Origin of the sequence: Bernardetia sp. Wsw4-3y2 (genome assembly GCF_037126295.1) — a bacterium.
In the GTDB taxonomy this organism is placed as follows: domain Bacteria; phylum Bacteroidota; class Bacteroidia; order Cytophagales; family Bernardetiaceae; genus Bernardetia.
In genome coordinates this window covers 4,179,913-4,206,370 of the sequence record NZ_CP147017.1, presented here as the reverse complement: position 1 = coordinate 4,206,370, position 26,458 = coordinate 4,179,913, and the positions used below count along the sequence as shown (strand labels likewise).

Genomic DNA, 26,458 nt, shown 5'->3' with positions numbered 1-26,458 from the left:
TTATAAAAAATAGACCTCTCTAAGAAAGTTTAGTAAAGATTTAAAATCATCTTGAAATTTCTCAAGTTGTGCTACCATGTTTTTGGGCTTTAACTTATTTAAAAGTGCTAAATTGAGTGTTCTGAGTCCTGCTAAGACTTTTGAAACAGTTTTTTCTTTCGTTTTGAGTTGATCTTCTTGAAAGGTAGTATCTCTGATATTATTATTGAGTTCTATTTGCCAATGTTTTCGTATAGCTTCGAAAAGCTCTTCTCCAACTTTTGAATCTTCATTGGAGATATAAAATGAGGTTTCTTTAGTTTCTTCTTTGGTTTTAGTATTTATGCGTGTTCTTTCGACTTTAATTAAAGAACGAAAAGTTACATTTTTCCAACGTTGTTCAAAATATTCTTTGCTAATATCATATAATTCATAATGCCGATCTTCGATTCTTCCGTGTCCTTTTTCCCATTGGTCGCTTTGAGTTATCATTTTTGAAACTTGGCTACAAAATTTCATATCTTCTAATAGTAGTGCTTGATTATTCTTTAAACCAATCAAAAAAACACCTCCTGCTTCTTGAATTAACTTGCAGGTAGCTGGACACAAATAAAGTGCGTCCAAACTATTTTTTTGTGTACTAGCGTAGCTGCTTTCTAATAAATTCCGAATACAAGGTTTTCACTTTCTTTTGTTCCATTGTAATATGATTGCCCCAGAACGTGTCTATTTTCTTGATTTACTAATTGAACGAGAGCCTCACCACGTTTTTTACCTTTTTCTATACTACATCGCAATTCCTTCCCATCGCCAGCAAACCATTTTTTTTGCTCTTCATTCAAATTTACACCATACATTTCAAATAAGAGTTTTTCAAAATGATAAAGAGATACTTTTTTTAAGCAAACTAGAAGATAGGAGCATGATATAACTTTAACATCAGTAGATAACCCTAAAAAAGCACAAAGTTCATCATGTTTATTTTGCATACTACGATGAAGACTTGACAAGTTACCATCACATTTTCGTAAAAGAGCTAAACTTAACTCAAGTAAAACCAATGCTAAATCATGAAATTTGCCACGAGAATCTCGTAAATCTAATGCTGATAAATTTTGCATTTTAGCATAAAAACTGGTTTCTTTGGCATAAAAGAGTAAAATAGTATTAATGAAGTACTTGGAAATACAAAATTAATACGTTTTTACTCTTTTTATTTTTTTATAAGAAAACCCTGTATTTCCCATTATAGTGTAACCACCCCAAGGAGAATATATAAAATCTCCTCCAAAAGAATCATCATATATTCTACTTCCTATGATAGGATTTCTTTCAGCAGCAGCCCATCACTCAGGAGAAACATAAGGGTTTGGTAGTGCTGGCCCTGGTGGACTAGCACTACCTTCTCCTTCTACACCTTCTAAGCCACTAGGATCATTATAAGAAACAGGATTGTTATACCCAAACTGATAGACATTTATTCCTACAAACAAATCTGCCAATGGCTCTACTTGCCAAAAACGCCCTATTTGTGGGTCATACCCTCGGTTTGCTGTTTCGTAAAGTTCCAAACCAAAGGCTTTTTCTCGCTCTATCATTCCGTTGAACTGATATGCCAAATCATTTTCCTTCTCCAAGCCCTTCATACCCATCCCAAAAGGATAGTAATGGTGTTCTTGGACTATAAGAGGACGAATGCGCTCGGTAATGTTTATTTCTAGCGCATCAAAATAAACAGCTTCTGTGTCTTGGTTGTCTAGGAAAACAGTAAGGTTTCCATCTTCTTTAGCTGTGAAATCAGCTGTTAGCTTCTCCCACGAAACAGTAGCAGAAATAGTTATTTTTTGCCTTTTTTCTACAATCAAACTATCTGTCAAATCTCTAAGCTGCAAGACTAATTCTCCTCTAGGAACATTATAACTATCAGGGTGTAAGCCTTTTGCTTGTTTTGCCCTGTGTAGCTTTCGCAAATTACGAACTACAGGGATAAAATAAAAAACAAAAAACACTCATGTTTTGAATAAGTACCAAAATTTCGATGTTTAATTTTCTTATCAGCTAGAATTTTTTGTTGATTTCGTCTTATGTTTTGCCAAAATTGACTTATATCACCTTGTGTAAGTGTTTGTCCTAGAGTAGAAATTTTAAAAAATGTAACTGGGTCTTTTAATTGTAGGAAATCAAAACTTTTTTTGAATGTCTTATGAGCATATTCTCTTAATTCTATTTTTTGTTCAAGATTCAGATTTTCATTTTCTACAATAGAACGATAAAGACCTAAAGAATTGAAATCTGTATATTTTTTGTAATTATCAATATAAAATACATATTCTTCGACAATCATTGTATTAAACTGTCTATCTATTTTCATAATAAAATTTTAGTTTATAGTTAAATATTTAGAATACTTTGGTAAAAAACAATAAAAAAAGGTTAGAAAGTAAAAAAATCTTTCTAACCTCTGAAAACATACTCATGAACGGGTTAGTTCATGGCAGCTTTAACAATGTCTATTACAATCGGTTTTAGACCACTTCTAAAAAACTCAATTGCTACTACCATTACTATAAGTCCCATCAATCGCATCAAAATCTTATTACCTGTTTCTCCTAGCATTTTAGAGATTTTTGAAGAAGCCCAAAGTGTGAAAAAGGTAATTAAGCAAATAATAAACATAACACCTATCAAAACGGCTTTTTTATCAAAAGTACTCGCATCTTGCATCATGACAATAGAGTTTGTGATTGCACCAGGCCCACAAATCATCGGAATAGCTAATGGAGTAATAGAAATATCAGTTACATAACTTTTGACAGACTCTTCTTCCATTTTGGTACGAATAAGACGTGCTTGCAGCATATCATATCCCATCATAAAAAAAATGATTCCTCCTACTACCCGAAATGCATCAGCCGAAATACCAAAAAATTCAAAAAGTAATTGTCCTGAAAAAGCAAAAGCAATCATGGTAAAGAAAGCTGTAATGAGAGCTTTTCTAGCTGTTGCAGTACGGTCTTCATCACTAAGATCTGCTGTCATGGTCATAAATACAGGCATTACTCCCAATGGATTGATAATAGTAAAATAAGTAGTAAAACAAACCAGCCCAAACTTGATTAATTCGTCCATTTTTGGTTTTTCTTTTGAGTAAAAATAGTTTTTTGTTTGTGTCTTTTAAGGATGCAAAAGTACGAATAACAAACGAGAATTAGAATGGTTTGATAAAAACTTATCTTTAAATAAAAATTGAAGAGTTATTGTAAAAAATAGGATGTTTTTTGCTGTTATTAAATATACCAACAACGGCTATTTTTTGTCATTGTTGATGTTTCCACTAGTAATGATTTAATTCAACAGAAAGAGTATAATGAAATATCCTACTTTGTAGAACACCATCAGAATTTAAACTTCTTATTTATATCTTCTTTAGATTGAATATTTTTAAGAAAAAACAGAAAGAGTATTTGTTTTCTGAATTATATATATTAAATTGTGGATAGCTTATAATAAAATATCACTTCAAGTTGTGTTAAATATACTATTGATTATTGCTGTAATTAGAGCAATTTTATTTTTACAACTTTATATAATTATACAAAAAGTGTATATTTATTAGGCAAAAATAAGCCAAGCGAATACTCTTTTTATTCGTTGAAATTATTATTTAATTAATTCTCCTATATTTCGGCAGAATATGCACGACGATTTTCAGATTACTAAATATTACAACGAGTTTAATAAAAATGGTATTACTGCTATTTTTCAAGGTGCTTTGTCGCAATCTGTTTTATCAGAGATAGCAGAGAATCTGAAAGAAAAAATTTCGGATAGAGAAACTATAAAAAGTAAAATATTTGCTATTTTTATAGAGCTTGCCCAAAATATTTATCATCATTCAGCAGAGAAAAAACACTTCTACACGACTAATGCTCATATTGGAGTAGGAATAGTAGCTATTCGTGATTTGCCTGATTGTTACTCTTTAAGTGCTGGAAATATGGTCAGAAAACATCAACGAGAAGCCTTAGAAGAGCGTTGTGATTATATCAACGGGTTAGATAAAAAACATCTAACAGAGTATTATAGACAAGAGCGAAAAAATGCAAAAGGAAAAACAAGTACAGGCGCACATGTTGGTTTGATAGATATGGTTAGACGTTCTGGAAACCCTTTAGAGATAAATTTTGAAACTATTTCAGAAAAACTTAGCTTTTTTTCTATTACAGTAACTGTAGATAAAGATTGGCAGCCTATGAGTACAGAAGAAGAGAAAAAAGCCAAATTATAAAATTAAAGAAAATAGTAGTAAAACTATTTCCTTATTACTATTATTTCTAATAACTACTTAGAAAAGCATTAGCTATCAAAATTATAGCAAATAATTATGGAAAATTTTTTTTTAAAAGGTCAAAAATTTACCCCTACCATTGATTTTAATGGACATACAGGAGTTTTGAGCATAGAAGGACAGTCATATCCCGAACACGCAGAAGAAATATTTGCACCTGTTTTTGAGTGGTTGGATCGTTATTTAGAAACTCCAAACAGAACTATTTTACTTAACTTTCAACTTTCTTATTTTAATACAGCTACTTCAAGGCGTTTTCAAGATCTTTTAGAAACGTTGGAAATATATGAAAAAGAAAAAGGAGGAAATGTAACTATAAATTGGCATTATAGAGAAGATGATTACGATATGTTAGAAAACGGAGAAGATTATATTGAATCTATTGATCTGAACATTAATTTAGTTTCAGTAAAACATTCAGAAGAATAATTTGGATAAGATAATAAGACAAATAGTTGTTGCTAAAACAACAAAAAACTAAGTAAATTTCACTTTACTTAGTTTTTTTTATCATTTTTATTTCACATCTTGAATATCGATTACCGTATCTTCTTCGTGAAGAATAGAATCTAGCATCTTTTGCATTTGTAAAGATTCTTGAGCCAAAACATTGGAGTGAGGCATAGGTGGGTTTTGAGGAACAAGTAATATATACTCTTTTTTGTTTTTTATGTCTTTTTTATCAAAGGTAAGTTTGTTCATTAAGAGCCAAGGATTATGGTACTTTAGTGTTTTATAACTCATTCCATATTTCACAGCTAGTGCTGAAATATCATTTATAGTAGTATCAAGAGGTATTTTTCGATATTTTACAGGTGGATAACGTAATTCTTTAGGAATAACAAAACCATATTTTTCAGGATGTTGCATAATTTCTTTAAATGCTAAGGCACGGTAGATATAACGAGCTGTCTCATTGTTTAGGGCAACATCATAATAAGAAATAGCATTTTGATTGCGTAATGCTGCATTCATTCCTCCCATTCCACGATTGTAGGAAGCTGCTACGAGTGTCCAATTTCCAAATTTTTTGTAAGAGCGTTTGAGGTATTTACAGGCTGCACGAGTAGATTTTTCGATATGAAAACGCTCATCTACCTCTTTAGAAATCTCTAAGTCAAACTCTTTTGCTGTTTCTTCCATAAATTGCCAATAACCATCTGCCCCAGCAAAAGAACGTACATTTTCAAGTCCACTTTCAATAACAGCAATGTACTTCATATCTTCAGGAACTTCTTCTTCTCTCAAAATTTGCTCAATTATTGGAAAAAATTTTTCAGAACGTTTAATAATCAAACTAGTAGAAGAATGGCGAAAAACATTGATATACAATTCTTTATCAAAACTCTCTTTTACTTCTTCATCGTAGAGAGGAACTTGTTCTCCACAAAACTCAAAAGTAGTTGGTACACGAATAAGTACATTATGATAACCATCTGGCAGAGTTGTGATTTCACTTTTTAAAGTTTGTGTAAACATTTGCACCAAAATACAACCTAATAAAAAAGCAATGGTGAGTAAAATTAAACCAGTTTTTAGACGGTTACTCATAAAGAAAAAGGGAGAAGAATAAGAAGAAAATAAAATTAGGCTGCGAAAATATATTTTAATTATACTAATTTAGCAGTCTTTATGTATCCAAAAGTAACAAACTAAAGGCAATACTAAAAGTAATCTGAGTAAAGTTTTTGTAATAAAATTAGCAAATAGCTCAAAAAAAAGGTTTAAAAGTGTATAGCAAAAAAATAACCTTTGAATTATTGTCACATAATTCAAAGGTTATTTAATTGAAAAAGATCGGGTGCATAACAAATTATCATACTACACAAATAAAAACAGGGTTAAAACCCTGTCCAATTTATAATTCAGATGATTTTTTTAATTGAACAGGGGTTATGCGACAATTTGTTATGCACCCAAGGAGTCTCACAAACTATCCATTTCTATATTTCTCTCTAGAAATTTTATTTTTGGCTTTTCTTTCTTTTGCTTCACGTTTTTTTCTAGCTTTTACTTTCCAAGGTGCATCAATTTGCCAATCGCCAGCCATAATACAACCATAGGGTAAAATTTTGTCTTCTACTTCACCAAGTCCAAATTCTTTCATTTGGTCTTTTACATTTTGAGCATTTTTGTAAGCCGATGGCAATTCTGAAATATCAATATGTCCAGAGAAAAAACGAACATCTAAACCTTCTGTTTCTTCTGCAAAGATTTGTTCTTTAGTCTTATCACCTTTGCTTTTCTTATGTTGAGTACGACTAACATCTCTACCTGCGCCATGTGGTGCAAAACCAAGGTTAGAATCAGTAGTTTCACCTTTTATAATCAAAATTGGTTCGCTCATATTTAGAGGAATCAAACGTAAACCATCTTTCGAATCGGGAACAAATTTATCATCTAAAGGAGTTGCTCCTTTTGCATGATAAAATAAATCATCTTCCTTGAAAACAAAATTATGTTCGTTCCAAAACTGGTCTAATGTTTCTACTTTAAGTCTTCTTTGTGTGGTATCATGAATCAATTTATGATTTAGTTTTGTCCACTCTCTAATAATTTGAAGAGCTTCCCAATATTGGTTTCCTTCTTCTGTGTCGTAAGGAATCCAAGCATTTTTGGCTAGTGTTTTAGGTGAAATTTCTTTTCTGAAAAATTCGGCTAATTTCATCCCTGTACTATATAAATTTGCTCCAAAACCACGACTTCCATGGTGTGTAACAAGCATTGTTTCATCTGTTTTTTCAGAACGTCCTACATATAAAAAGTGATTTCCATCTCCTTGCGTTCCTAAATGTGTACGAGCAAAACTCAAACTTCTCTCAGAGTTAAGAAAACGATTCGATTTAATTTTGTCTTCTAAATCTCTAGGTAAATCAAATATATCTTTTCTTCCTCCTCCTCCAAAATGAGTAAGTGAATGAGCTTTATCCAAAACTTTTTTAGGGTCAATTTGCCCCAAATTAGTCATCATAACTGAGCAGCAAATATCTGCGCTGTGCATAGCTGGATGAATAGCATTTTTGGCAACGGCAATTCCACCCACAGGGATTTGACCTGTTCCACCTGTCGGACAAGCATCTGGCATAACTGCACCATCTACTAAAGTAGGTGTTTTCATTAGCTCTGCCATTGTTTTATGGATTTGCTCTACATTAGAAATTTCTAAATCGGATTCTGCACGAATATTTTTATGATAATCAAGCGCAACAGAAAAAGGTTCGATAATAGTTGGGCGTATTGACTCCAAATAATTTAATAATTTATCGCCTTCCAAATTATATTTATTGGCATATTCAATAGCTTCTTTAAACCATTTGTTTGGCTTAAATCCTAAATCAATAAGTGTTTTTCCTGTAATCATTGTTTTTGTTGTTTTGTCTTGATTTTTACTTTCTAAAACTACAAACCACTAGAAAGGCTAAATTAGTTCATTAGCAAAATTTATTTGTAATAAGCCAAAAAAAAATAGAGATTCTTTTTTGAAACTCTATTTTTATCTTTTTTGAATAATTTACTTAAATTATATTACTTAAACTTTTTTGCCATTTCTCCAGCCATATCATCAGCATAAACACCATACGCATTTACTAAAACACCTTTCAAATTGTGTTTATCTGATTTGATAGCATATAAAATAGATGCATCAGAAGGGTTGGTTTCTCCTTCAAAACGAAATGTATCTTCAATTTCGAATTCACTTGGATAGACATGAATTTCTTTTCCGTCTTTCTCACACACTAAACAATCTTTTTTGAGATTAAAATCAGTTGAATAGCCTTTGTTTTTTAGTGCATTCATTGTTTCACTAAGTGTATCTAATGTATGCAGAGGAGAGTTAGGTGAAGGTGTTGTATTAGTATGTTGTAATTCTTCTAATACAATTCTGTCCTCTTTCTGTTGTTTTTGAGTTTCTTTTTTATTGTCCATAATAATGAGAGTTTTTTAAAAAATTAGAGTTGAAAAAATGATAATTCTTTACTTATTAAAATAGATTTTGAGGGTTTTTGTTTAATATAAAATTGATTCAGCTCTACTTACTAAAAAAAATAAAGTTTGATATTTAGAATAGAGAGATAATCAAATAACTCATTTTGAGAGAATTTCAAGATAAAAACAAGATTTTTGTAACTTTGCAGGAAAATAAAATCAAACTTGTATTAAATTTATGAAACAACTTTCCCTAGACAATCTTAATAGAATTGGAATCGACGAATTTAAAGAACAAAAAAAGCAACCCATAGTTATTGTACTGGATAATGTTAGAAGCGCACATAATGTAGGTGCAGCTTTCAGAACATCTGATGCCTTTTCTATTGAAAAAATTGCTTTATGTGGAATTACTGCCAAACCTCCACACCGAGAAATTCAAAAAACAGCTTTAGGAGCAACCGAATCTGTAGACTGGGAATATTTTGATACGACAAATGAAGCTATTGATACTTTACGCAGCCAAGGATATTCTATTTTTGCTATAGAACAGACAACCGAAAGTCAGAAATTAAATACATTTTTCCCTAAAGAAGAAATAAAATATGCTTTTGTTTTTGGTAACGAAGCCTTTGGAGTAGATGAAGAAGTGTTGCAAAATTGTGATGCTGCGTTAGAAATTCCACAATTTGGAACAAAACATTCTCTCAATGTTTCGGTAAGTTTAGGGATAATTCTTTGGCATTGTACAGAAAAAATGAATATATTTAGTTAAAGTTTAATATATTATAATTATAAAATAATTTAAATACACCAAGTTACAGGAAACTTTTATAAAATGTCTGATACCTTTACTAATTCAAATCTGATTTCTGATACAGAAGCAATTGCAAAAACAAAGAAAATATCTTCTATTCTTTATGTAGATGATGAAGAGAGTAATTTGCGTATTTTTAAAAGCTCTTTTAGAAGACATTATACTATTTTTACGGCTATTTCTGGAAAAGAAGGATTAGAAGTTTTATCAACTAATGATATTCAACTTGTTATCTCTGACCAAAAAATGCCAGAAATGACAGGGGTAGAGTTTTTGGAACGAGTTGCTGAAAGTTTTCCAAATACAGTTCGTATTATCTTGACAGCCTATAGTGATACAGAAGACATTATGCGAGCTATCAATAAATGTGGAATTTTTAGGTATTTGGTAAAGCCTTGGAATAAAGATGAAATGCTTTTGACAATTGATAAAGCATTGGAAACTTATTCTTTGCGTACCGAAAATAGACAATTAGTAAATGCTCTTAAAAGTGCTAATGAAGATTTAGAAAGCAAAGTAAAGGAGCGTACTGCTGAGTTAATGGCAACCAATGAAGACCTAAAAAAGGCAAAAGAGCAAGCTGAAGCAGCTACAAAAACAAAAGAGCAGTTTCTCTCCACCATGAGTCATGAAATTAGAACTCCTTTAAATGCTATTATCGGAATGACACATCTTTTAAAAAATGATAGATTAGAAGGTGAAATGGCTGAAAATATAGAGATTTTGGAGTTTTCGGCTCAAAACTTACTTTCTCTTATTAATAGTGTTTTAGATATCTCAAAGATGGAAGCTGGTAAAATGGCTTTCGAACAAGCTGAATTTGACTTGCCTGCCTTAATTCAGAATACGGTGGAAATCTTTAAGGCTCGTGCTGATGAAAATAATATTCTTCTTCGTAGTAATGTAGATAAAAATATTCCCAAATCATTACTTGGAGATTCGACACGTCTGTCCCAAATATTGAACAATCTTATCGGAAATGCTATCAAATTTACTGATGAAGGAACAGTTACTATTACAGTTCGCCTTTTGCATCACAAAACCGAAAAAGTAGAATTATTATTTGCTGTTTCAGATACAGGAATTGGTATTTCACCTGAAAAAATAAATTCAATTTTTGATGACTTTTCACAAGCTGAAGAAGATACTTCTCGCAAATATGGAGGAACAGGTTTAGGACTTGCTATTACAAAACAACTTGTCGAACTTCAAGGAGGAACTATCAATGTGATGAGTACAATGATGGTAGGCTCTACTTTTAGTTTTCAACTTGGTTTTAAGATTGGAAAAATACAACCAATTACAGCAAACCTTCCTGATGCTACAAATATTAAAAATTTGAAAGGAGTAAATATTTTAATTGTAGAAGATAACAAAGTCAATCAAATTTTGGTTAGGAAGTTTTTGAATAACTGGGGGGCAAATTACCAAATAGCTGAAAATGGACAAATTGCAGTAGATTTATTTAAGAAAAATAACTTTGATGTTATTTTAATGGATTTGCAAATGCCTGTTATGGATGGCTATGAATCGGCTCGTCAGATACGACTTTTAGAGGAAAATACAGATAAGTTTACTCCTATTATTGCTCTTACTGCATCTACTCTCTTAAATGAAAGAGAGCGAATTGTACAAGTAGGAATGAATGATTTTTTGAGTAAACCATTCAATCCAAACGAGTTATATCAAAAAATTGCACAACATAGTTATACACAACTTCAAAAACAAGTTCCTCAAGAAAATGAAATTAAAGGAGGATTGAATTACTCTTATTTCAAAAATCTTGCTGGGGCAGATAAAGAATTTTATACCGAACTTCTAGAACTTAGTGAAGCAGATTTGATAGAATTTAATCGAATATTAGCCTCTACTCATTTACCTGATTATGAAACTCAACTCGCTTTAGTTCACCATAAAATACGTGCTACACTGCGTCTTTTGGAAGTAAAAGAATTAGAAGTGCAGATAAATCAACTGCGAAGAATACTTTCACAAACCAACCAAATAAGTGAAGTAACAGACAGAATACAAGCTATCCAGAAAAGTATAGAAATGGCTATTTTACAGATTCACGAAGAAAGGAAATAATTGTATTTTGTAGTTATTCTTATTTTCGACATAATTTTCCTGTTGATCCTAGTGATTTTGTTTATTTTAGTAAACATATAGCTAAAGAATGTAGTAGAAAAAATATTTGCTTATTCTGTCAATTTACAGGTAAAGATGCAGAAAACAGCTCTTATTTATCTGACACTACTGTTCAGAGTAATAATACCACATTTCCTACTGACGCAAAATTAGCAAAACAGATTATTGATGCTTGTAATCGTATCACAAAAAAAGTAAAGAGTATCTTAGAAATTGTTATAATAACCAGCATCCTAGAAGAGTTAAAAAAAGCACGTAAATAAATGAAGAAATTACCTATTATTTTACCAAACATAAAGTAGGTAAAAAGTATGAATTTGGCAATAAAATAGGTTTAAGTTTAGAAGAAGATCTGTTATTGAACCTGTAATTGGTCACTTGAAAAGTCAGTTTAGATTAGAATAGAGAAGAATTATTTACACAGAAATGCATCATAAAATAAATGCGATGCTTACAGCCACAGCTTGGAGTTTGAAAAAAGCAAAACAAAATGCCTCCCATTTTTTTGTCCTCATTTTACAAACCTTATTTTTCAATTTTACACGAAAAAAACAATTTATAAGGACGGACTATATATTGAGTCAACGAAAAAAATATATAAGAAGAATCAATATTATCTCTACTTAAGAAATAAAATTTGAAAAATAAAGAAATAAGAACAGTCTAAAACCCTTTACTGTACTGTATGCAAAATTATCATCTACTGTACTAAAAACTAGCTTTTGGTATTTTTTTTATAAAAAAGTACAAAGTAATTTTCAATAAAAAAAACACTGTTTTTTTTTGAATTAAAAAAAATAAACTTACCTTTGCACAGCTTAATTTTTAATGAAAAAGAAATTTAAAAATTAACAGCTTATAGAATTATATTACTATAACGATTTTAAGCTTCTTTTTTTACTATTTATATAATAGTAAAAGATCTACTTACACTTTTATATTTAAGGAATTTATGCAAAGGATTGTCGTTTTACTTATATTTAGTTTTTTCTCTTTCTATTCTTACAGTCAATCTGATTTTAATGGGAATGGAACTATTACTCCTTCTTCGAATTCTACAGCCTTAGCTAAATATGGAGCGAGTCCTCTGAGTGCAGCCAATGCTCTGCCTCAGATTGGTATTCCAATTTATTCCCTTTCAAGTCGCTCATTAAATACAAATATTTCTCTTTCTTATTATCCTCAAGGAAACAAAAAAGATAAAGCAAAGTCTTGGGCTGGATATGACTGGTCATTGCAGGCTGGTGGAATGATTACTCGTTTTGTAAACGGATTACCTGATGAGACACCAAATGTAGGTTATTTTGCTTCTCTAAACAGAGGACTCATAACTCCTACTCAGACTGATTTGAGCCTTCTTCCTGCTGTTGCTAAAGGAGAACTAGACACTGAAGCTGATGCTTACTATTATAATTTTGACGGCATGAGTGGCAGAATTGTGCTTGAGAAAACAACTGATGGATATGTTGCGCATACAATTCCTCAATCTGATTTAAAGATAATACCTCCTACTAACATAAACGATACATTACAAAACTGGACAATCTACACCTCAGATGGAATAATATATCGTTTTGGAGGAGTTGCCAAAACAGAGCAAACAAACGCAGAAATAAGCAAAAGCACACAAAATATTGATGCTAATGGTATTCCTAGTGGTTTTGTTCAAACTTCTCCTCTGATGATTTATGACTTTGTTTCCTCTTGGTATTTAGATAAAATAGAAGATCCTTTCGAAACAGATGCTATTGAGTTTTCCTATCGCACTCTACTATCAAATAGTACCTATCTAAATACTTCTGAGCAAGATTTTATCCCCTATAATAGTAGTATATCCAATAAAAGAGAATACAAAAAGATTAAAACAAAGATCAATCGTACACTTATTATAGATGAGATTCGTTCAGAATTAGGAACAGTCAAATTTGAAATTGGTGTTTTACTGCGTGGAATAAAAGTCAAAAATTTATCAGAAGAAATAATACATTCTTTTCAACTTGATTATAGTGGGGAGCATTATATTACTACTATAAAAGAAGAAATAAATGATTGTTTGACCTCCTTCCCTCATAGATTTGAATATTATGATGGTAATGAAGCCTACGATCCAAATTCAGGAACAGACCATTGGGGATATTATAATGGTACAAATGCACTAGATTATACAACGAGTATTCCAGTAATAAATTATGGCGATATTCAGATTGGACAAGCTGATAGAAGTATAGATGAGAACAGAGTTTTTGGAAGAACTTTAAAACGAGTTATATATCCATCAGGTGGCTGGACTAAATATGAATATGAAGCAAATCGTGCTGATTTACGTACTTTTGCAAGTCGTCCTGTGCAAGAAAATTATGCTCTTACTACCTCACCTTCTGAAATTATTAATCAAAAACGCTGGTTTGCTCTTGACCAAGCACAAAATATTACTCTAAATATCGATAATCCTGCTGGTGCAACATTATCATTAGAGATTCGTAAGAATGGTGCTATTGAATGGATACAGACCACAACAGGAACATCTCCTAGTTTTTCAGTTTCATTAGTGGGTGGTAAACATGAACTTCGTTGGAATGCTGCTCCTACAGCATTAATTTCTACTCCTAAGGTACAACTTGAATATTCAGAAAAATGGTCAGATGGAGGGGCAAATAGTTTAGTTGGAGGTATTCGACTTAAAAAAACCACTGTACATGATGGCAATGATTCAGAAAAAGACATTATTACAAACTTTGAATACGAATTGGAAAATGGTATTTCAAGTGGAAAATTACTTACTTATCCTATTTATCATTATACTATATATGAACATATAGATTGTGCTACTTCGCCACAAGTAGTGAGCTATCTAACAGCTAGTAATGTAGATAGAACTCAAAAATTTGTTTCTAATGCTCTTTATTATACCAAGATTACAAAAAAGTTTGGTGAAGTAGCAGAAAATGGATATAGTGAAAATACGTATACATTTACACCTCAAGAAGGAGGGCGACTATTTCCATTTGTACCTAGCAAAAGTTATGAGTTACAAAACGGACTTCCTTTAGAAAGTAAATTATATGATAAAGATGGAAATATTATTACCCATACCAAGAAGGAATACGAAGTGTCTTCACTTTCTCTCTCCCCTAATCATTATCAATCTTTTCCTCGCCTGATTGCTTATTTAAAAGAATTTTCAAATTGTAGTTTACCAGAGATTCAAACTCAAATAGCTCGTACCGTAGCTTATCAGTATTCTCCTATAGAATCTAAAGCTTTATTTTTGAAGAAAACAGAAGGTTATCAATACGACCAAAGCCATAGTGGAGAATCTATCTATACTACCTCTACTTATGGATATAGCCCAAACCATTTGTATCCAGTAGAAGTACGAAGCAGTGGAAATAATGGAATAGAATATATCAGTAAATCCAAATACTTGTTAGACTATGATAATATACATAACGATAATCTATTCAGTTCGCCAGACATGCATGTACAGGCTATGAAACAGCTCAAAGACAAACATATTATTGCAAATGTAATTGAAGCAGCTAGTTTTAAGAAAGAACCAAATAAATTACCTTATTTACTTGGAGCTACTATAAATACGTTCCAAGAATATGAATATCAAGTTTTTTTAAATACTCAAGGTGGAGGTGGAATAGAAAGTCATATATTTTTAGCACCTCTTGCTAACTATGCTATCGAAAGCAATCAATTTATTACTGACTTTCAGTTCTCTTCTATACAACTACTTGCTCCAACTCAACTAGTATTTGATAACCGATATAAGAAACAAATTGATTTCTTGTCGTATGATAAATATGGAAATTTGACATCAGCAAATAAAGAAGATAATGTTCCTAGTGCTACCATTTATGGATACAATGGTGCTTATCCTATTGCTAGTGTTCATGGTGCTTCTCATCGCCAAGTAGCTTATGATGGTTTTGAAAGATATGGTAACGAATATGTAGCTACAGGAATTACTACTCGTAAATCTTTCAGAGGAAATGCAAGTTATTATCCTGCAGAAGCTGCCAATTACGAACCTGATGGAGTGCTTACCTTTCGTACCCTTATTCCTCATCGTGTAGACGAGCCTATTCCAGCAGGAACATATACTATTTCTTTTTGGTCTAAAGGAGAAGGTGGAGTAAATTTGAAATCAGGGTACTCTGATACATATACTTTTACTTTTTCAGGTTCTGATCAAGAGTGGACTTACCAAGAGTTTGATTTTGATATTAATTACAATCCTGCTCTCCATAGCAATAATTTTCATCGCCTACTCTACCAAGTAGGGGCAATTACAAGTACACAAGATAATAATGTTATCTATATAGATGAACTACGTGTACATCCAAAGTCAGCACTAATGAATAATACGTTCTATCGCCCACTTATTGGAGCTACCCAGTCAGTCGATGCGAATCAACGCACCATGACAACGTATTATGATCCTTACAGAAGAGTTGAAGAAATAAGAGATCACAAGAATAATATTGTTACTTATCAAGAAAATGGATTTTTGCGTGATGGACAGATGCACTATACTTCTTCATTTGCAGGGCTTATGCGTGCTGATAAAACGGTTGCACGAAGAAACGAAACAATTATTTTTTCACTTCTAAGTCTGCAAGGACGCTGTTTTTCAGATGGTGGTTCTTATAATCATAGGTGGAGTTTTGGAGATGGTAGTGTTTCTCCAACTAGAAATGGAACGATTACTCCTGTTTCTCACTCTTACTCACAACTAGGCACATACATAACTACATTGCATATAGAAATAGTACAAGGCTATTGGGTAGAACTTCGTACAGCTGTACAAGTAAGAGGTCTAGTTGTTGATCCTACTCTCAATCTAAGAGTATCTTTAACAGGAGTAAACAACAACAATAATTGTTTTACATTTACCCCTACTGTAACAGGTGGAATGCCTCCTTATACCTACCAATGGTATTCTGGTGATGGTACATTTGACCCTAGCGAAACAAGTTCCACCTTTACTTATTGTTATACATCAATAGATAATTATACAGCACGAGTTATTGTAAAAGATGCTACTAATACAACAGCAGAAGCCACATATGATATTCTTACTGGTGGAGAGCTAAAAGCATCAATTTTGGGAAGTAATTTTCATTGTATTGGAACATGTAATGAATATACCCCTCACCTACGAGGTGGAGTAGCACCATTTACGTATGAATGGACTGTTGAGTATGAAGGAAGAGTAATACGCCAATCTACAGAAGAAAATTTTAGCTTTTCTATTCCACGTGAGCTACGTAGAGTTGGCAATATCAGAGGCAATTATATTGTAAGACTTACTGTAACAGATGCACAAGGAACAAGAGTAGATGCAGACCCACGAAAAATTGATGTTTCACAAAATTGTGGCACTAGTACACCTTATGACCCTGCTTATCTTTTTCTACTTGGTTCAGGAGCCATAGGTATACCTACACAAATACACAAACACGAAATATTAATAGATGATCAAGTTATGATCACTTTCAATAATTTCGTTCCTCTACAGCCTATGGGAAATGGAGAAAAGTTTGTATTTACCATTCTTTTAGATGGAATAGAAATAAATGAGTTTTCTGATAACTCACAACCTACATTTACTTATACTTTTAGTAATGCAGGCAGATACACAATTGTATTGCAAAAGCAATTACCACCTGAAATAGGTAATCCTGAGCCAGTTATTCTATTACTAACCACACTAGAAATAGACATTTGTCCTTCTATTCGTTAGTAGAAATAATATTGATTTTTAAAAAAATACATCTTGTATATCTTCATTTAGCTTAACTATGAGAACTTTAATTTTTGTGCTTTTATCTATCTGTACTACTTTTTTTGCAAAAGCACAGGTATCTAACTCCTCTTTTGACTCTTTATTACTTAATTCAGAAGTAGATAGTCTAACAGAAGAACAAATCAATCAAGAAGATGATCTGCCAAGTTCATATAATCTTCCTGATTATATGTTTTTACGTGTCTATACAGCCAGAACACCTATTCAGACGCAAAACGATATGCGTAATCAACCTGTCGAAAAGGTGGCAGTCGCTACAGCTTATTTCGATGGACTAGGACGAAATATACAAACCAATGTCAGAGAAGCATCTCCAACAAGAAAAGACCAAATCTCTTTTGCAGACTATGATAAGTTTGGAAGACAGACCAAACAATATCTCTCTTATACAAGCCAAAATCAGGGTAATTTTGATCAAAATCCTATAGCGAATCAGAAGGAGTTTTATCAGCAGCAAACTGGCATTGCAAATACCAATTATGCTTTGATAGAAGTAGATATAGAAGATGCACCCACAGCAAGAATAAAAGAAGTGGGAAATATTGGACAAAACTGGCAACTTGGCAACGCCACACGAAAAGGAACTACAAGAACAAATACGCTTCAAGATGATGTTAGAATGTGGGTAAGCGAATATGTTGATGCATGTCCTTTTGATTACAGTCAAAGCTATCCAGCAGGAGAACTCTATGTTTCGGAAGTAGAGGATGAGCATGGCGTTCGTATGAAAATATTTACAGACAAAACAGGAAAGATAATCCTCAAACGTATAGATGCAGGAAATAACGAGTGGGCGCAAACGTATTATGTATATAATGCTTTAGAACAGCTTAAACTTGTTATTCCCCCAGAACTTACAAAAAAATTACTCAATCAGACTACTCAAACTTTTAGTGGTTGTAATGGTAATGGTGCTTATAGTTATAACTATGATAAAAGAGGTAGATTGGTTAGAAAACATACTCCAGGACACTTAAAACATACAACAAGTGTTTATTATGATAAGTTAGATAGACCAATTTTAGTACAAACTCCAGAGCAATATACAAGAGGAGAGTTTACTTTTACTAAATATGACAATCTAGGAAGACCTATTCAAACGGGGTTATATGTTCATACAAGGAGTTACCTTCCTAGTAATGCAATTGAATTAGAAACGAACCTATTCGAAACAAGAAATGACGACCCAACAACGCATTATTATACCAACACTTCCTTTTCTTCATTAGGAGGAGAGTTTATTGTACATACTGTAAATTATTATGATGACTATGGTTTTTTGGAAATAGATGAACTATCTTTCAAAACTTCTCCTTTTGCCAACTCTCCTGAACAAGATACTCGTGTAAAAGGGATGCCAACAGGCTCAAAAGTAGCCATTTTGGACAGTCAAAACCCACATCAGCAACCGACTACTTTTTTAAAGTCAGTTGTTTATTACGATGATTATGGACGTGCTATTCAGGCACAAACTCAAAATCATAAAGAAGGAATAGATATTAGTTATACAGAATACGATTTTGAAGGAAAGGTGCTGCAAACACAAACCGAACACACTACCATAGTAACACAACAGCCTACAAATACAGGTCATCAAGTAAAGGTTAAGTATTCGTATGCCTATGACCATGTAGGTAGAACAAAAGAGGTGCGACAAAAAATAGATAATCAAGAAGAAGTTCTTCTTAGTCGTTATCAGTACAATGAGCTAGGGCAGACGAGCAAAAAACAAATTCATTCGGAAGATGGAATAGAATTTTTGCAAGATGTAGATTACCGTTACAATGAAAGAGGATGGCTTACGCATATCAATGATGCAGAACTAAGCAATGGCGATGATCTTTTTGGAATGGAAATTATGTACCAAAATGGCTATGGAGGTAGAGAATATTTGGATGGGAAAATATCTACCATACGTTGGAAAAGTGCATCTGATAATGTGCAAAGACAATATGCCTTTGATTACGATAAGATGGGAAGGCTAACAGATGCTTTTTTTGCTGCTAAAAATGAAAGCTCCAATCTATTCACAGAAGAAGTAGGTAACTATAACGTCCAAGGAATAGAATATGACTTAGATGGAAATATCTTGCACATGAAAAGACACGGCGTTATTCAGTTGGATAGAGCAGGAGGAGTACATACCTATGGCGTTATAGATGACATGAGTTATTCTTATTCTTGGATGGAAAATAGAGGGTTAATGCTTGTTGATGTCAATGATGTAGCAAGTACAAATGATTCGGATGACTTCGAAAATGGCTCTCATTCTAGTTCTACTGACTTTGAATATAACCATAGTGGCAGTCTTACTAAAAACAATGAAAAAGGCGTAGAATTCACTTATAATCATTTCGAATTGCCTACTCAAATCAATAGAATAGGCAATCCACTTGATAAAATAATTTATACCTACAATGGTGCAGGTTCGAAACTACAAAAAGTAGTAAGCGAAGATGGAGAAAAGAAAAAAATAGATTATGTAAATGGTTTCCAGTACAAAGATGATATACTAGACTTTTTCCCAATGCCAGAGGGAAGAATAGTTTATAGACAGGGAAGTTATGTAAGAGAATATCACTACAAAGACCATTTGGGCAACTTACGCCTTGCTTTTGAGAAAGAAGAACAACGTACAGGGCGTTATACCCTAACGATGGAACTAGATAGTGCAAAGAGTGAAGAAGAATCTTTTAGTCATGTAAAAGAAGCAAGAACCGATCTCAAAGAACAGCAAGGTAGTTATTCGGCACGTCTTACCAATGCTGATAAACCGATTTCTAAAACTATACAAGTAGAGAAAGGAGACAAAATTAGTGCGCTTGTCTTTGCCACTAATGACCCAGAAATAGCCCAACACGACCCTAATAAAGGAGTTAAGCAAGCTAAAAAAGATATTTTGTTGTCTTTGGGAAGTGCAGCAGCAGGAACAATAAACACCTATCCGATACAACAAGAAATAGAAATTGAAGGCGTTCCAGAAGTAAGTCCGTCCACAACTCAAACTATACAAAGTACAAAAGTACAATTAAATCTATTGGATTTTATCCCTGTAGTTCGTAATTTGCGAGAGCTAAACCGAGCCAAAAGGGCGAAAAGTTTAGAACCTGATAGTTATAATGTCCCACGAGGAGAATTAGTCTTGCAGCTTAGAGATTCTACAGATAGTTTGATTGTAGAAAAAAGGCAAAAAATAACTATTTCTGCTACTGTTTCGTGGGAGAAGCTAACAGCAGATTTTACAGCTAAAGAAGATGGAAACCTTACTGTTTTCATTGACAACCAAGACACAGAAGCTGTTTATTTTGATGCGCTAGAAATAAATATAACTGAACGCATCCGTCCTCTTATTGTCCAAGAACACCACTACTATCCTTTCGGAATGAATATGAAGGGATTGGAGAAGGAAAATGATTTGGCGTATCAGTTCAACGGAATGATAGAGCGAGAAAAAGCATTTGGTTTGGAGCTTTATGAAACAGCAAACCGAGGTTATGACCCACAAATCGGACGTTTTTGGCAGGTAGAGCCGTTGGCAGATATGTTTGTAGGAATAAATGTCTATCAGTTTGGGTATAATAATCCTGTTAGTTTTAATGATCCTAGTGGATTGTCTTCTGATGAGAAAAAGAAAGATGAGGGAGATACTAAGGTTGGTTTAACCTTTACTATACCTGCTATACCTCCTGTTGCTTATTTTGGGAATGTATTTGTTCCCACTATGAATCTACCTCCTTTATCCTTGTCTATTACTCCTCCTTTACAACAAGGCGCAACCTATATCAATGGAAATTATTTTCCATCTAGTACAGGTTTAGACTTTGGTATGTCGGTAGGAGATAGAGGTAGAGCAGCAATGGATGACAATATGCGAGCTTTAGGAGGTTCTACCAGAAAACCTATAGCAGATAGAATGACTCTTGTTTCTGGAAGAAATCAACGAGCGCAGAATGTGGTGAGTTCGGTAGGAGAGCAACAAGGAGTTAAACTAGCCATATATTCTTCAAATGGAGAACTACAGAATGGTGAGGATTCTCCAGATGCACTTGTTATGATAGCAGATAGGGTACATCGTTTATTAAAACTTAATGGTAAAAATATTTCGCAAGGTGATTTAAAGAGATATGCTGGACGCTCATACAATGAGAACACACTAGATGATGGACTAGGAGTTGCTTGGGCAATTAGAAACTACGCAAGTGAAACAGGTCTTACCTTAAACCAAATAATGAACGGAGATTATGTAGAGTGGAATGGTAAGGTTAAAAATGGAGGATATACGAGAGGTTTGAGTTTAGACAAACTTGATGTGATAGGTTTTCCAAATAAAAAAAATGCGATTGCTAATGCCTTCAAGGCTTTGCTTCGTATTGGAATTGACCCAGCAAATGGAGGAACACATTGGGATGGATATGACTTTGGAGAAGAAGGAAATAACCATCGTCGCTTTACAGATGCATTTCAAGGTTTTACTATGTCAACAGATTTTTACAATCAGTTAAAAACTGGATATCAAAAAGCAAAATTACCTTTTAATTTAATATACAATGATAAGAATAAATATGGTAACAGCTCACTTAGTAATAGAGCAACTGCTGTAATTGGCTATACTGTTTTTTGGCATCGTGAAAATTACAAAATAAAATAATATATGAAACAAATTCTTATTACTATAGTACTTTTATTTATTTCGTTTAATTTATTAGGACAAAGTAAGGTAAAAGAAAATATTTATCGATTAATTACCCCATTACCAACAGATTCGCATGCTAATGATACTACTTATCATCAAAAAAAGATAAATGAGTTGGGTTTAGTAGAATTTGAATATGTGATTTGGGCGTATGGAGGTAGAGCTAGAGAGCGTACTTTTGACACTACGTATGTTTATACTACTTATGAGGACACTTTAAAAACAAGTGAAAAAACAATATCTCATTCACATTTTCATGACATAATTGATACCACCTCTGTTTATATTACTTATGAGAATGGTTTAAAAATAAGTGAGAAAGAGATTTATAATGTAATTAGGGATGGACATAGGCTTAACCTTATTTATAATACCATCTTTACCTATCAAGATCAAAAACTTATTCAAAAGGAGGGAAGTTACAAGGATGGTTCACAAAAAGCAAAAACAACTTATGAGTATCACGAAAATGGTAAGTTAAAGAGTGAAAAATCACATGGCTTTCCTCCCTATCATAGACGTGAAGATTTTATAATTACTTACGATTCATTAGGAAATTTATTAACTGAAAGTTATACATCTAAGCCTAATTATCATCAAGTTTCTTATCAATATGATAAAGAAGGAAGAATTATTAGCTATGCAGAAAAACGCTGTCAAAAAGATGCATTAGAAGCATATTTTGTTTACGAAAAAGATCAAATTCGTAGAAGGGTGTATAAGAAAAACCCTAGTTATCCAACAAGATTTGATTTAGATGAAAATGGAGAAGAAATGAAAAATGTATTTCCTTGTGAATTTATTTTTTTTGACTCTTTAATTCAAGAATTTCAATATGATACTTTGGATAATCTTGTTTTTTCAAAGGAGATTTGTGATATATTAGGTGAAGGAGAAAACAATATTAAGGAGTGTCGCTACTACTATAATAGTAAAGGAAGAATAGAATCAGAAGAAACTCATTATGGAGGTAATCATAAGAAAATTAGAACTTATTTGTATGACAAAAAGGGTAATCTTATTAAAATAACAAAAACAATCACCTACAATAATTCTCCTAAAGAGATTTATGAAACTGTATATGAGTATTATTAGAGTTTTTGCATTTTATCCCTTGAAAACTATGGTAAAACCAAGCCTATCCTTTAGAAAAATTGTTAAAATTTATTCCCTTTCTATCGTATAAAGTTTTGTTTTTTACACAAGCAAAAATGCGCTGTTGTGCAAATGAATACTCAAATATATCATTTAGAAAATGGTTATATAATAATTAATATAGCTTTTAAATTAGAGTAAGGGTAGAATTGTACTTCTGACTATTTTTCATATACAGATTCTTTAAAACCATTTTGTTGAGTTAAGTTGTTAAGCGTTGTCTGCGACTACGATTTATCAATATGGCAAATCTTAGATTTGCGAGTATAGGTATTTTTGTGTGTAATTGTTTTTTTATTAAAAAAATGATATATATTCACTTATAATCATTTCGAATTACCTACTCAAATCAATAGAATAGGCAATCCACTTGATAAAATAATTTACACCTACAATGGCGCAGGTTCGAAACTACAAAAAGTAGTAAGCGAAGATGGAGAAAAGAAAAAAATAGATTATGTAAATGGTTTCCAGTACAAAGATGATATACTAGACTTTTTCCCAATGCCAGAGGGAAGAATAGTTTATAGACAGGGAAGTTATGTAAGAGAATATCACTACAAAGACCATTTGGGCAACTTACGCCTTGCTTTTGAGAAAGAAGAACAACGTACAGGGCGTTATACCCTAACGATGGAACTAGATAGTGCAAAGAGTGAAGAAGAATCTTTTAGTCATGTAAAAGAAGCAAGAACCGATCTCAAAGAACAGCAAGGTAGTTATTCGGCACGTCTTACCAATGCTGATAAACCGATTTCTAAAACTATACAAGTAGAGAAAGGAGACAAAATTAGTGCGCTTGTCTTTGCCACTAATGACCCAGAAATAGCCCAACACGACCCTAATAAAGGAGTTAAGCAAGCTAAAAAAGATATTTTGTTGTCTTTGGGAAGTGCAGCAGCAGGAACAATAAACACCTATCCGATACAACAAGAAATAGAAATTGAAGGCGTTCCAGAAGTAAGTCCGTCCACAACTCAAACTATACAAAGTCCAAAAGTACAATTAAATCTATTGGATTTTATCCCTGTAGTTCGTAATTTGCGAGAGCTAAACCGAGCCAAAAGGGCGAAAAGTTTAGAACCTGATAGCTATAATGTTCCTAGAGGAGAGCTAGTCTTGCAGCTTAGAGATTCGACAGATAGTTTGATTGTAGAAAAAAGGCAAAAAATTACTATTTCTGCTACTGTTTCGTGGGAAAAGCTAACAGCAGATTTCACAGCAAAAGAAAACGGAAACTTGACTGTCTTTATTGATAATCAAGACACAGAAGCCGTTTATTTTGATGCGCTAGAAATCAACATTACCGAACGCATCCGTGCTCTCATTGTCCAAGAACACCACTACTATCCTTTTGGAATGGGTATGAAGGGATTGGAGAAAGAAAACGACCTTGCTTATCAGTTCAACGGAATGATAGAGCGAGAAAAAGCCTTTGGTTTGGAGCTTTACGAAACAGCTAATAGAGGTTACGATCCACAACTAGGACGTTTTTGGCAAGTAGAACCATTAGCTGATATGTTTGTAGGAATAAATGTCTATCAGTTTGGATATAACAATCCTGTTTCTTATAATGATCCTAGTGGATTGTCTTCTGATGAGAAAAAGAAAGATGAGGGAGATACTAGTGTTGGTTTGAGTAAAAATACTTTAACTCTTCCTTATCTTCCTTCTCCTATGATGCGCCCGTCTGCTCCTCCTTTTATGCCTACGATGCATTTGCCTCCACTAAGCATTTCTCCTTCTTTATTACAACAAGGAGCAACCTATATCAATGGAAATTATTTTCCATCTAGTACAGGTTTAGACTTTGGTATGTCGGTAGGAGATAGAGGTAGAGCTGCGATGTATGCTACTAGTGGTGGTGGTTTCTCAAGAAAACCTACGGCTGATAGAATGACCCTTGTTTCTTCTCGTAATCAACGAGCTAGTAATGTGGTTAGTAGTGTGGGGGAGGGGAACTCTATAGGAAGAAATCTTTACATTGCAGCTTTCCAAGAAAATATAAAGAGTATTGGAGTATCTAATTTTTCTAATCTACAAGATGATGAAAATAAACCATATGCTATAATAGGCATACATTCTAATGTTCCAGAAGATAGTGGCATGATTGACGGTCATGCTTGGTTATCTATATCAAAGCTAGATAAAAAATTACTTAATACTTATGGTTTATGGCCAGATGATCATCCAGACATTGAATCAGACCTTTTTAAATCAGACCCTAAGGGAAAATGGACGGATGTTAGGGTAGATATGGAACTAGAAAAGATGAAAAGTCCAGAAATATATAGTTACTATATTACCATAAGCAAGAAACAGCATCAAAAATTCACGAATGCAATCGGCAAATATGATGAATGGAGCAAAACTCATACTTGTGCTGATTGGGCAAGAGATGTTTTCTATCAAGTTACAGGAATAGAATTAGATGTAGATGATTATTTCGGTTTTGAAACTCCTAGAGAATTAACTAAAGCAATTAATAAACTAAACAGTAAATAGATATGAAAATTAACTTATTACAGATTTTATTGTTATTTATTTTTATTTCTTGTAAAACAGAAGTAAGTTATAAAGAATCAAATCTAGATATTGAAAATTATAGATTTGATTCAGATACTCTTCATGTAAATTATAGTACATTATTAGAAACATACTATAGTGCATGTGGATGTGATACTACTTTACAGAATGATACTTTATACTTAGATTTTAAAAAAACAGTATTTGACAAAGTAAAAAAATGTGATGTAAAATCAGAGTATGATTCAGAATCACAAATTTATTATCTTAAAATAAAAGTAGATAATCATATAGTTGTTTCAACGCAGTCAGGTGCAGTTTTACAGAGATAATCTCAACCTCGTTAGTCGATTGTGATTAAGTTGTTAAGCGTTTTCTGCGACTGGGTTGTCTTCTGATGAGAAAAAGAAAGATGAAGGAGATACTAGGGTTGGTTTGATACACATTCCTATACCTCCTGTTGCTCGTTTTGGGAATGTATTTCTTCCCACTATGAATCTACCTCCTTTATCATTGTCTATTACTCCTTCTTTATTACAACAAGGAGCAACCTATATCAATGGAAATTACTTTCCATCTAGTACAGGTTTAGACTTTGGTATGTCGGTAGGTGATAGAGGTAGAGCTGCAATGGGTAATGATATGAGTAGTGGTAGTTTTTCAAGAAAACCTATAGCTGATAGAATGGGGAATCAACGAGCACTCTCGTTGGGCTTAGATTGTTTTTATTGTTAAGCGTTGTCTTCGACTACGATTTATCAGTATGGCAACTTTTAAGTCTGCGTAGCTAAATCTTAGATTTACGAGTGTAGGTATTTTTGTGTGTAATTGGTTTTATTCTTAAAATAATGATATAGAATTCACTTACAATCATTTCAAATTACCTACTCAAATCAATAGAATAGGTAATTCACTTGATAAAATAATTTATACCTACAATGGCGCAGGTTCGAAACTACAAAAAGTAGTTTCAGAAGATGGAGAAAAGAAAAAAATAGATTCTGTAAATGGTTTTCAGTACAAAGATGATGTATTAGACTTTTTCCC

At 32.8% G+C, this 26,458-nt stretch carries 18 protein-coding genes; 10 read left to right on the top strand and 8 right to left on the bottom strand.

Annotated elements, in window-relative coordinates; all coding sequences use genetic code 11:
* The 5 genes from V9L05_RS17365 to V9L05_RS17345 all read right to left on the bottom strand — a co-directional run bounded on the left by V9L05_RS17365 (position 1) and on the right by V9L05_RS17345 (position 3,108).
* Positions 1 to 603, bottom strand: coding sequence for an ISAs1 family transposase (locus V9L05_RS17365; protein ID WP_338813107.1), 603 nt, complete (start codon positions 601 to 603; stop codon positions 1 to 3).
* Positions 604 to 635: 32 nt separating this feature from the next.
* On the bottom strand, positions 636 to 1,100 hold the full coding sequence (locus tag V9L05_RS17360; protein ID WP_338813106.1) for a hypothetical protein: 465 nt from the start codon (positions 1,098 to 1,100) through the stop codon (positions 636 to 638).
* Between the two features lie 225 nt (positions 1,101 to 1,325).
* On the bottom strand, positions 1,326 to 1,949 hold the full coding sequence (locus V9L05_RS17355; protein WP_338813105.1) for an RHS repeat-associated core domain-containing protein: 624 nt from the start codon (positions 1,947 to 1,949) through the stop codon (positions 1,326 to 1,328).
* A gap of 8 nt (positions 1,950 to 1,957) precedes the next feature.
* Positions 1,958 to 2,350 carry a hypothetical protein gene (locus V9L05_RS17350; RefSeq protein ID WP_338813104.1) on the bottom strand — a complete coding sequence of 131 codons (393 nt, stop codon included), beginning with the start codon at positions 2,348 to 2,350 and terminating at the stop codon, positions 1,958 to 1,960.
* 113 nt (positions 2,351 to 2,463) lie between these two features.
* Positions 2,464 to 3,108, bottom strand: a complete 645-nt coding sequence (locus tag V9L05_RS17345) for a MarC family protein (RefSeq protein WP_338791961.1) — start codon at positions 3,106 to 3,108, stop codon at positions 2,464 to 2,466.
* A gap of 565 nt (positions 3,109 to 3,673) precedes the next feature.
* Here V9L05_RS17345 and V9L05_RS17340 point away from each other — a divergent pair.
* On the top strand, positions 3,674 to 4,267 hold the full coding sequence (locus V9L05_RS17340) for a SiaB family protein kinase (RefSeq protein ID WP_338791962.1): 594 nt from the start codon (positions 3,674 to 3,676) through the stop codon (positions 4,265 to 4,267).
* Positions 4,268 to 4,363: 96 nt separating this feature from the next.
* Positions 4,364 to 4,756 (top strand): DUF1987 domain-containing protein, encoded by a 393-nt coding sequence (locus V9L05_RS17335; RefSeq protein WP_338791963.1) that lies wholly within the window; start codon positions 4,364 to 4,366, stop codon positions 4,754 to 4,756.
* 87 nt (positions 4,757 to 4,843) lie between these two features.
* Here V9L05_RS17335 and V9L05_RS17330 read toward each other — a convergent pair whose 3' ends face one another.
* From V9L05_RS17330 to V9L05_RS17320, 3 genes are all read right to left on the bottom strand, one after another.
* Complete coding sequence (locus V9L05_RS17330; RefSeq protein ID WP_338813103.1) at positions 4,844 to 5,878, bottom strand: lytic transglycosylase domain-containing protein; 1,035 nt, start codon at positions 5,876 to 5,878, stop codon at positions 4,844 to 4,846.
* 382 nt (positions 5,879 to 6,260) lie between these two features.
* Positions 6,261 to 7,688, bottom strand: a complete 1,428-nt coding sequence (locus tag V9L05_RS17325) for an RtcB family protein (RefSeq protein ID WP_338813102.1) — start codon at positions 7,686 to 7,688, stop codon at positions 6,261 to 6,263.
* Positions 7,689 to 7,852: 164 nt separating this feature from the next.
* Entirely contained in the window at positions 7,853 to 8,254 is a 402-nt protein-coding gene (locus tag V9L05_RS17320; RefSeq protein ID WP_338791966.1) for a phosphoribosylpyrophosphate synthetase, read from the bottom strand.
* A 238-nt stretch (positions 8,255 to 8,492) separates the two neighbouring features.
* Between V9L05_RS17320 and V9L05_RS17315 the strand changes: the two genes are divergently transcribed.
* From V9L05_RS17315 to V9L05_RS17280, 8 genes are all read left to right on the top strand, one after another.
* Positions 8,493 to 9,029, top strand: a complete 537-nt coding sequence (locus V9L05_RS17315) for an RNA methyltransferase (RefSeq protein ID WP_338791967.1) — start codon at positions 8,493 to 8,495, stop codon at positions 9,027 to 9,029.
* Positions 9,030 to 9,092: 63 nt separating this feature from the next.
* Positions 9,093 to 11,159, top strand: a complete 2,067-nt coding sequence (locus V9L05_RS17310; RefSeq protein ID WP_338791968.1) for a response regulator — start codon at positions 9,093 to 9,095, stop codon at positions 11,157 to 11,159.
* Positions 11,160 to 12,171: 1,012 nt separating this feature from the next.
* Positions 12,172 to 16,974, top strand: a complete 4,803-nt coding sequence (locus V9L05_RS17305; RefSeq protein WP_338813101.1) for a hypothetical protein — start codon at positions 12,172 to 12,174, stop codon at positions 16,972 to 16,974.
* A 58-nt stretch (positions 16,975 to 17,032) separates the two neighbouring features.
* Positions 17,033 to 21,685 carry a DUF6443 domain-containing protein gene (locus V9L05_RS17300; protein WP_338813100.1) on the top strand — a complete coding sequence of 1,551 codons (4,653 nt, stop codon included), beginning with the start codon at positions 17,033 to 17,035 and terminating at the stop codon, positions 21,683 to 21,685.
* A gap of 3 nt (positions 21,686 to 21,688) precedes the next feature.
* Positions 21,689 to 22,825 carry a hypothetical protein gene (locus tag V9L05_RS17295; RefSeq protein ID WP_338813099.1) on the top strand — a complete coding sequence of 379 codons (1,137 nt, stop codon included), beginning with the start codon at positions 21,689 to 21,691 and terminating at the stop codon, positions 22,823 to 22,825.
* Between the two features lie 564 nt (positions 22,826 to 23,389).
* Positions 23,390 to 25,390 carry an RHS repeat-associated core domain-containing protein gene (locus tag V9L05_RS17290; RefSeq protein WP_338813098.1) on the top strand — a complete coding sequence of 667 codons (2,001 nt, stop codon included), beginning with the start codon at positions 23,390 to 23,392 and terminating at the stop codon, positions 25,388 to 25,390.
* A gap of 2 nt (positions 25,391 to 25,392) precedes the next feature.
* Positions 25,393 to 25,743 (top strand): hypothetical protein, encoded by a 351-nt coding sequence (locus V9L05_RS17285; RefSeq protein ID WP_338813096.1) that lies wholly within the window; start codon positions 25,393 to 25,395, stop codon positions 25,741 to 25,743.
* A 55-nt stretch (positions 25,744 to 25,798) separates the two neighbouring features.
* Positions 25,799 to 26,146, top strand: coding sequence for a hypothetical protein (locus V9L05_RS17280; RefSeq protein WP_338813095.1), 348 nt, complete (start codon positions 25,799 to 25,801; stop codon positions 26,144 to 26,146).
* The last annotated feature ends 312 nt before the right edge of the window (positions 26,147 to 26,458 follow it).

Coding starts and splice junctions, on each gene's coding strand:
- V9L05_RS17360 (WP_338813106.1), bottom strand. CDS start 1,100: ATGCAAAATTTATCAGCATTAGATTTACGAGATTCTCGTGGCAAATTT.
- V9L05_RS17350 (WP_338813104.1), bottom strand. CDS start 2,350: ATGAAAATAGATAGACAGTTTAATACAATGATTGTCGAAGAATATGTA.
- V9L05_RS17345 (WP_338791961.1), bottom strand. CDS start 3,108: ATGGACGAATTAATCAAGTTTGGGCTGGTTTGTTTTACTACTTATTTT.
- V9L05_RS17340 (WP_338791962.1), top strand. CDS start 3,674: ATGCACGACGATTTTCAGATTACTAAATATTACAACGAGTTTAATAAA.
- V9L05_RS17335 (WP_338791963.1), top strand. CDS start 4,364: ATGGAAAATTTTTTTTTAAAAGGTCAAAAATTTACCCCTACCATTGAT.
- V9L05_RS17330 (WP_338813103.1), bottom strand. CDS start 5,878: ATGAGTAACCGTCTAAAAACTGGTTTAATTTTACTCACCATTGCTTTT.
- V9L05_RS17325 (WP_338813102.1), bottom strand. CDS start 7,688: ATGATTACAGGAAAAACACTTATTGATTTAGGATTTAAGCCAAACAAA.
- V9L05_RS17320 (WP_338791966.1), bottom strand. CDS start 8,254: ATGGACAATAAAAAAGAAACTCAAAAACAACAGAAAGAGGACAGAATT.
- V9L05_RS17315 (WP_338791967.1), top strand. CDS start 8,493: ATGAAACAACTTTCCCTAGACAATCTTAATAGAATTGGAATCGACGAA.
- V9L05_RS17310 (WP_338791968.1), top strand. CDS start 9,093: ATGTCTGATACCTTTACTAATTCAAATCTGATTTCTGATACAGAAGCA.
- V9L05_RS17305 (WP_338813101.1), top strand. CDS start 12,172: ATGCAAAGGATTGTCGTTTTACTTATATTTAGTTTTTTCTCTTTCTAT.
- V9L05_RS17300 (WP_338813100.1), top strand. CDS start 17,033: ATGAGAACTTTAATTTTTGTGCTTTTATCTATCTGTACTACTTTTTTT.
- V9L05_RS17295 (WP_338813099.1), top strand. CDS start 21,689: ATGAAACAAATTCTTATTACTATAGTACTTTTATTTATTTCGTTTAAT.
- V9L05_RS17290 (WP_338813098.1), top strand. CDS start 23,390: ATGCCAGAGGGAAGAATAGTTTATAGACAGGGAAGTTATGTAAGAGAA.
- V9L05_RS17285 (WP_338813096.1), top strand. CDS start 25,393: ATGAAAATTAACTTATTACAGATTTTATTGTTATTTATTTTTATTTCT.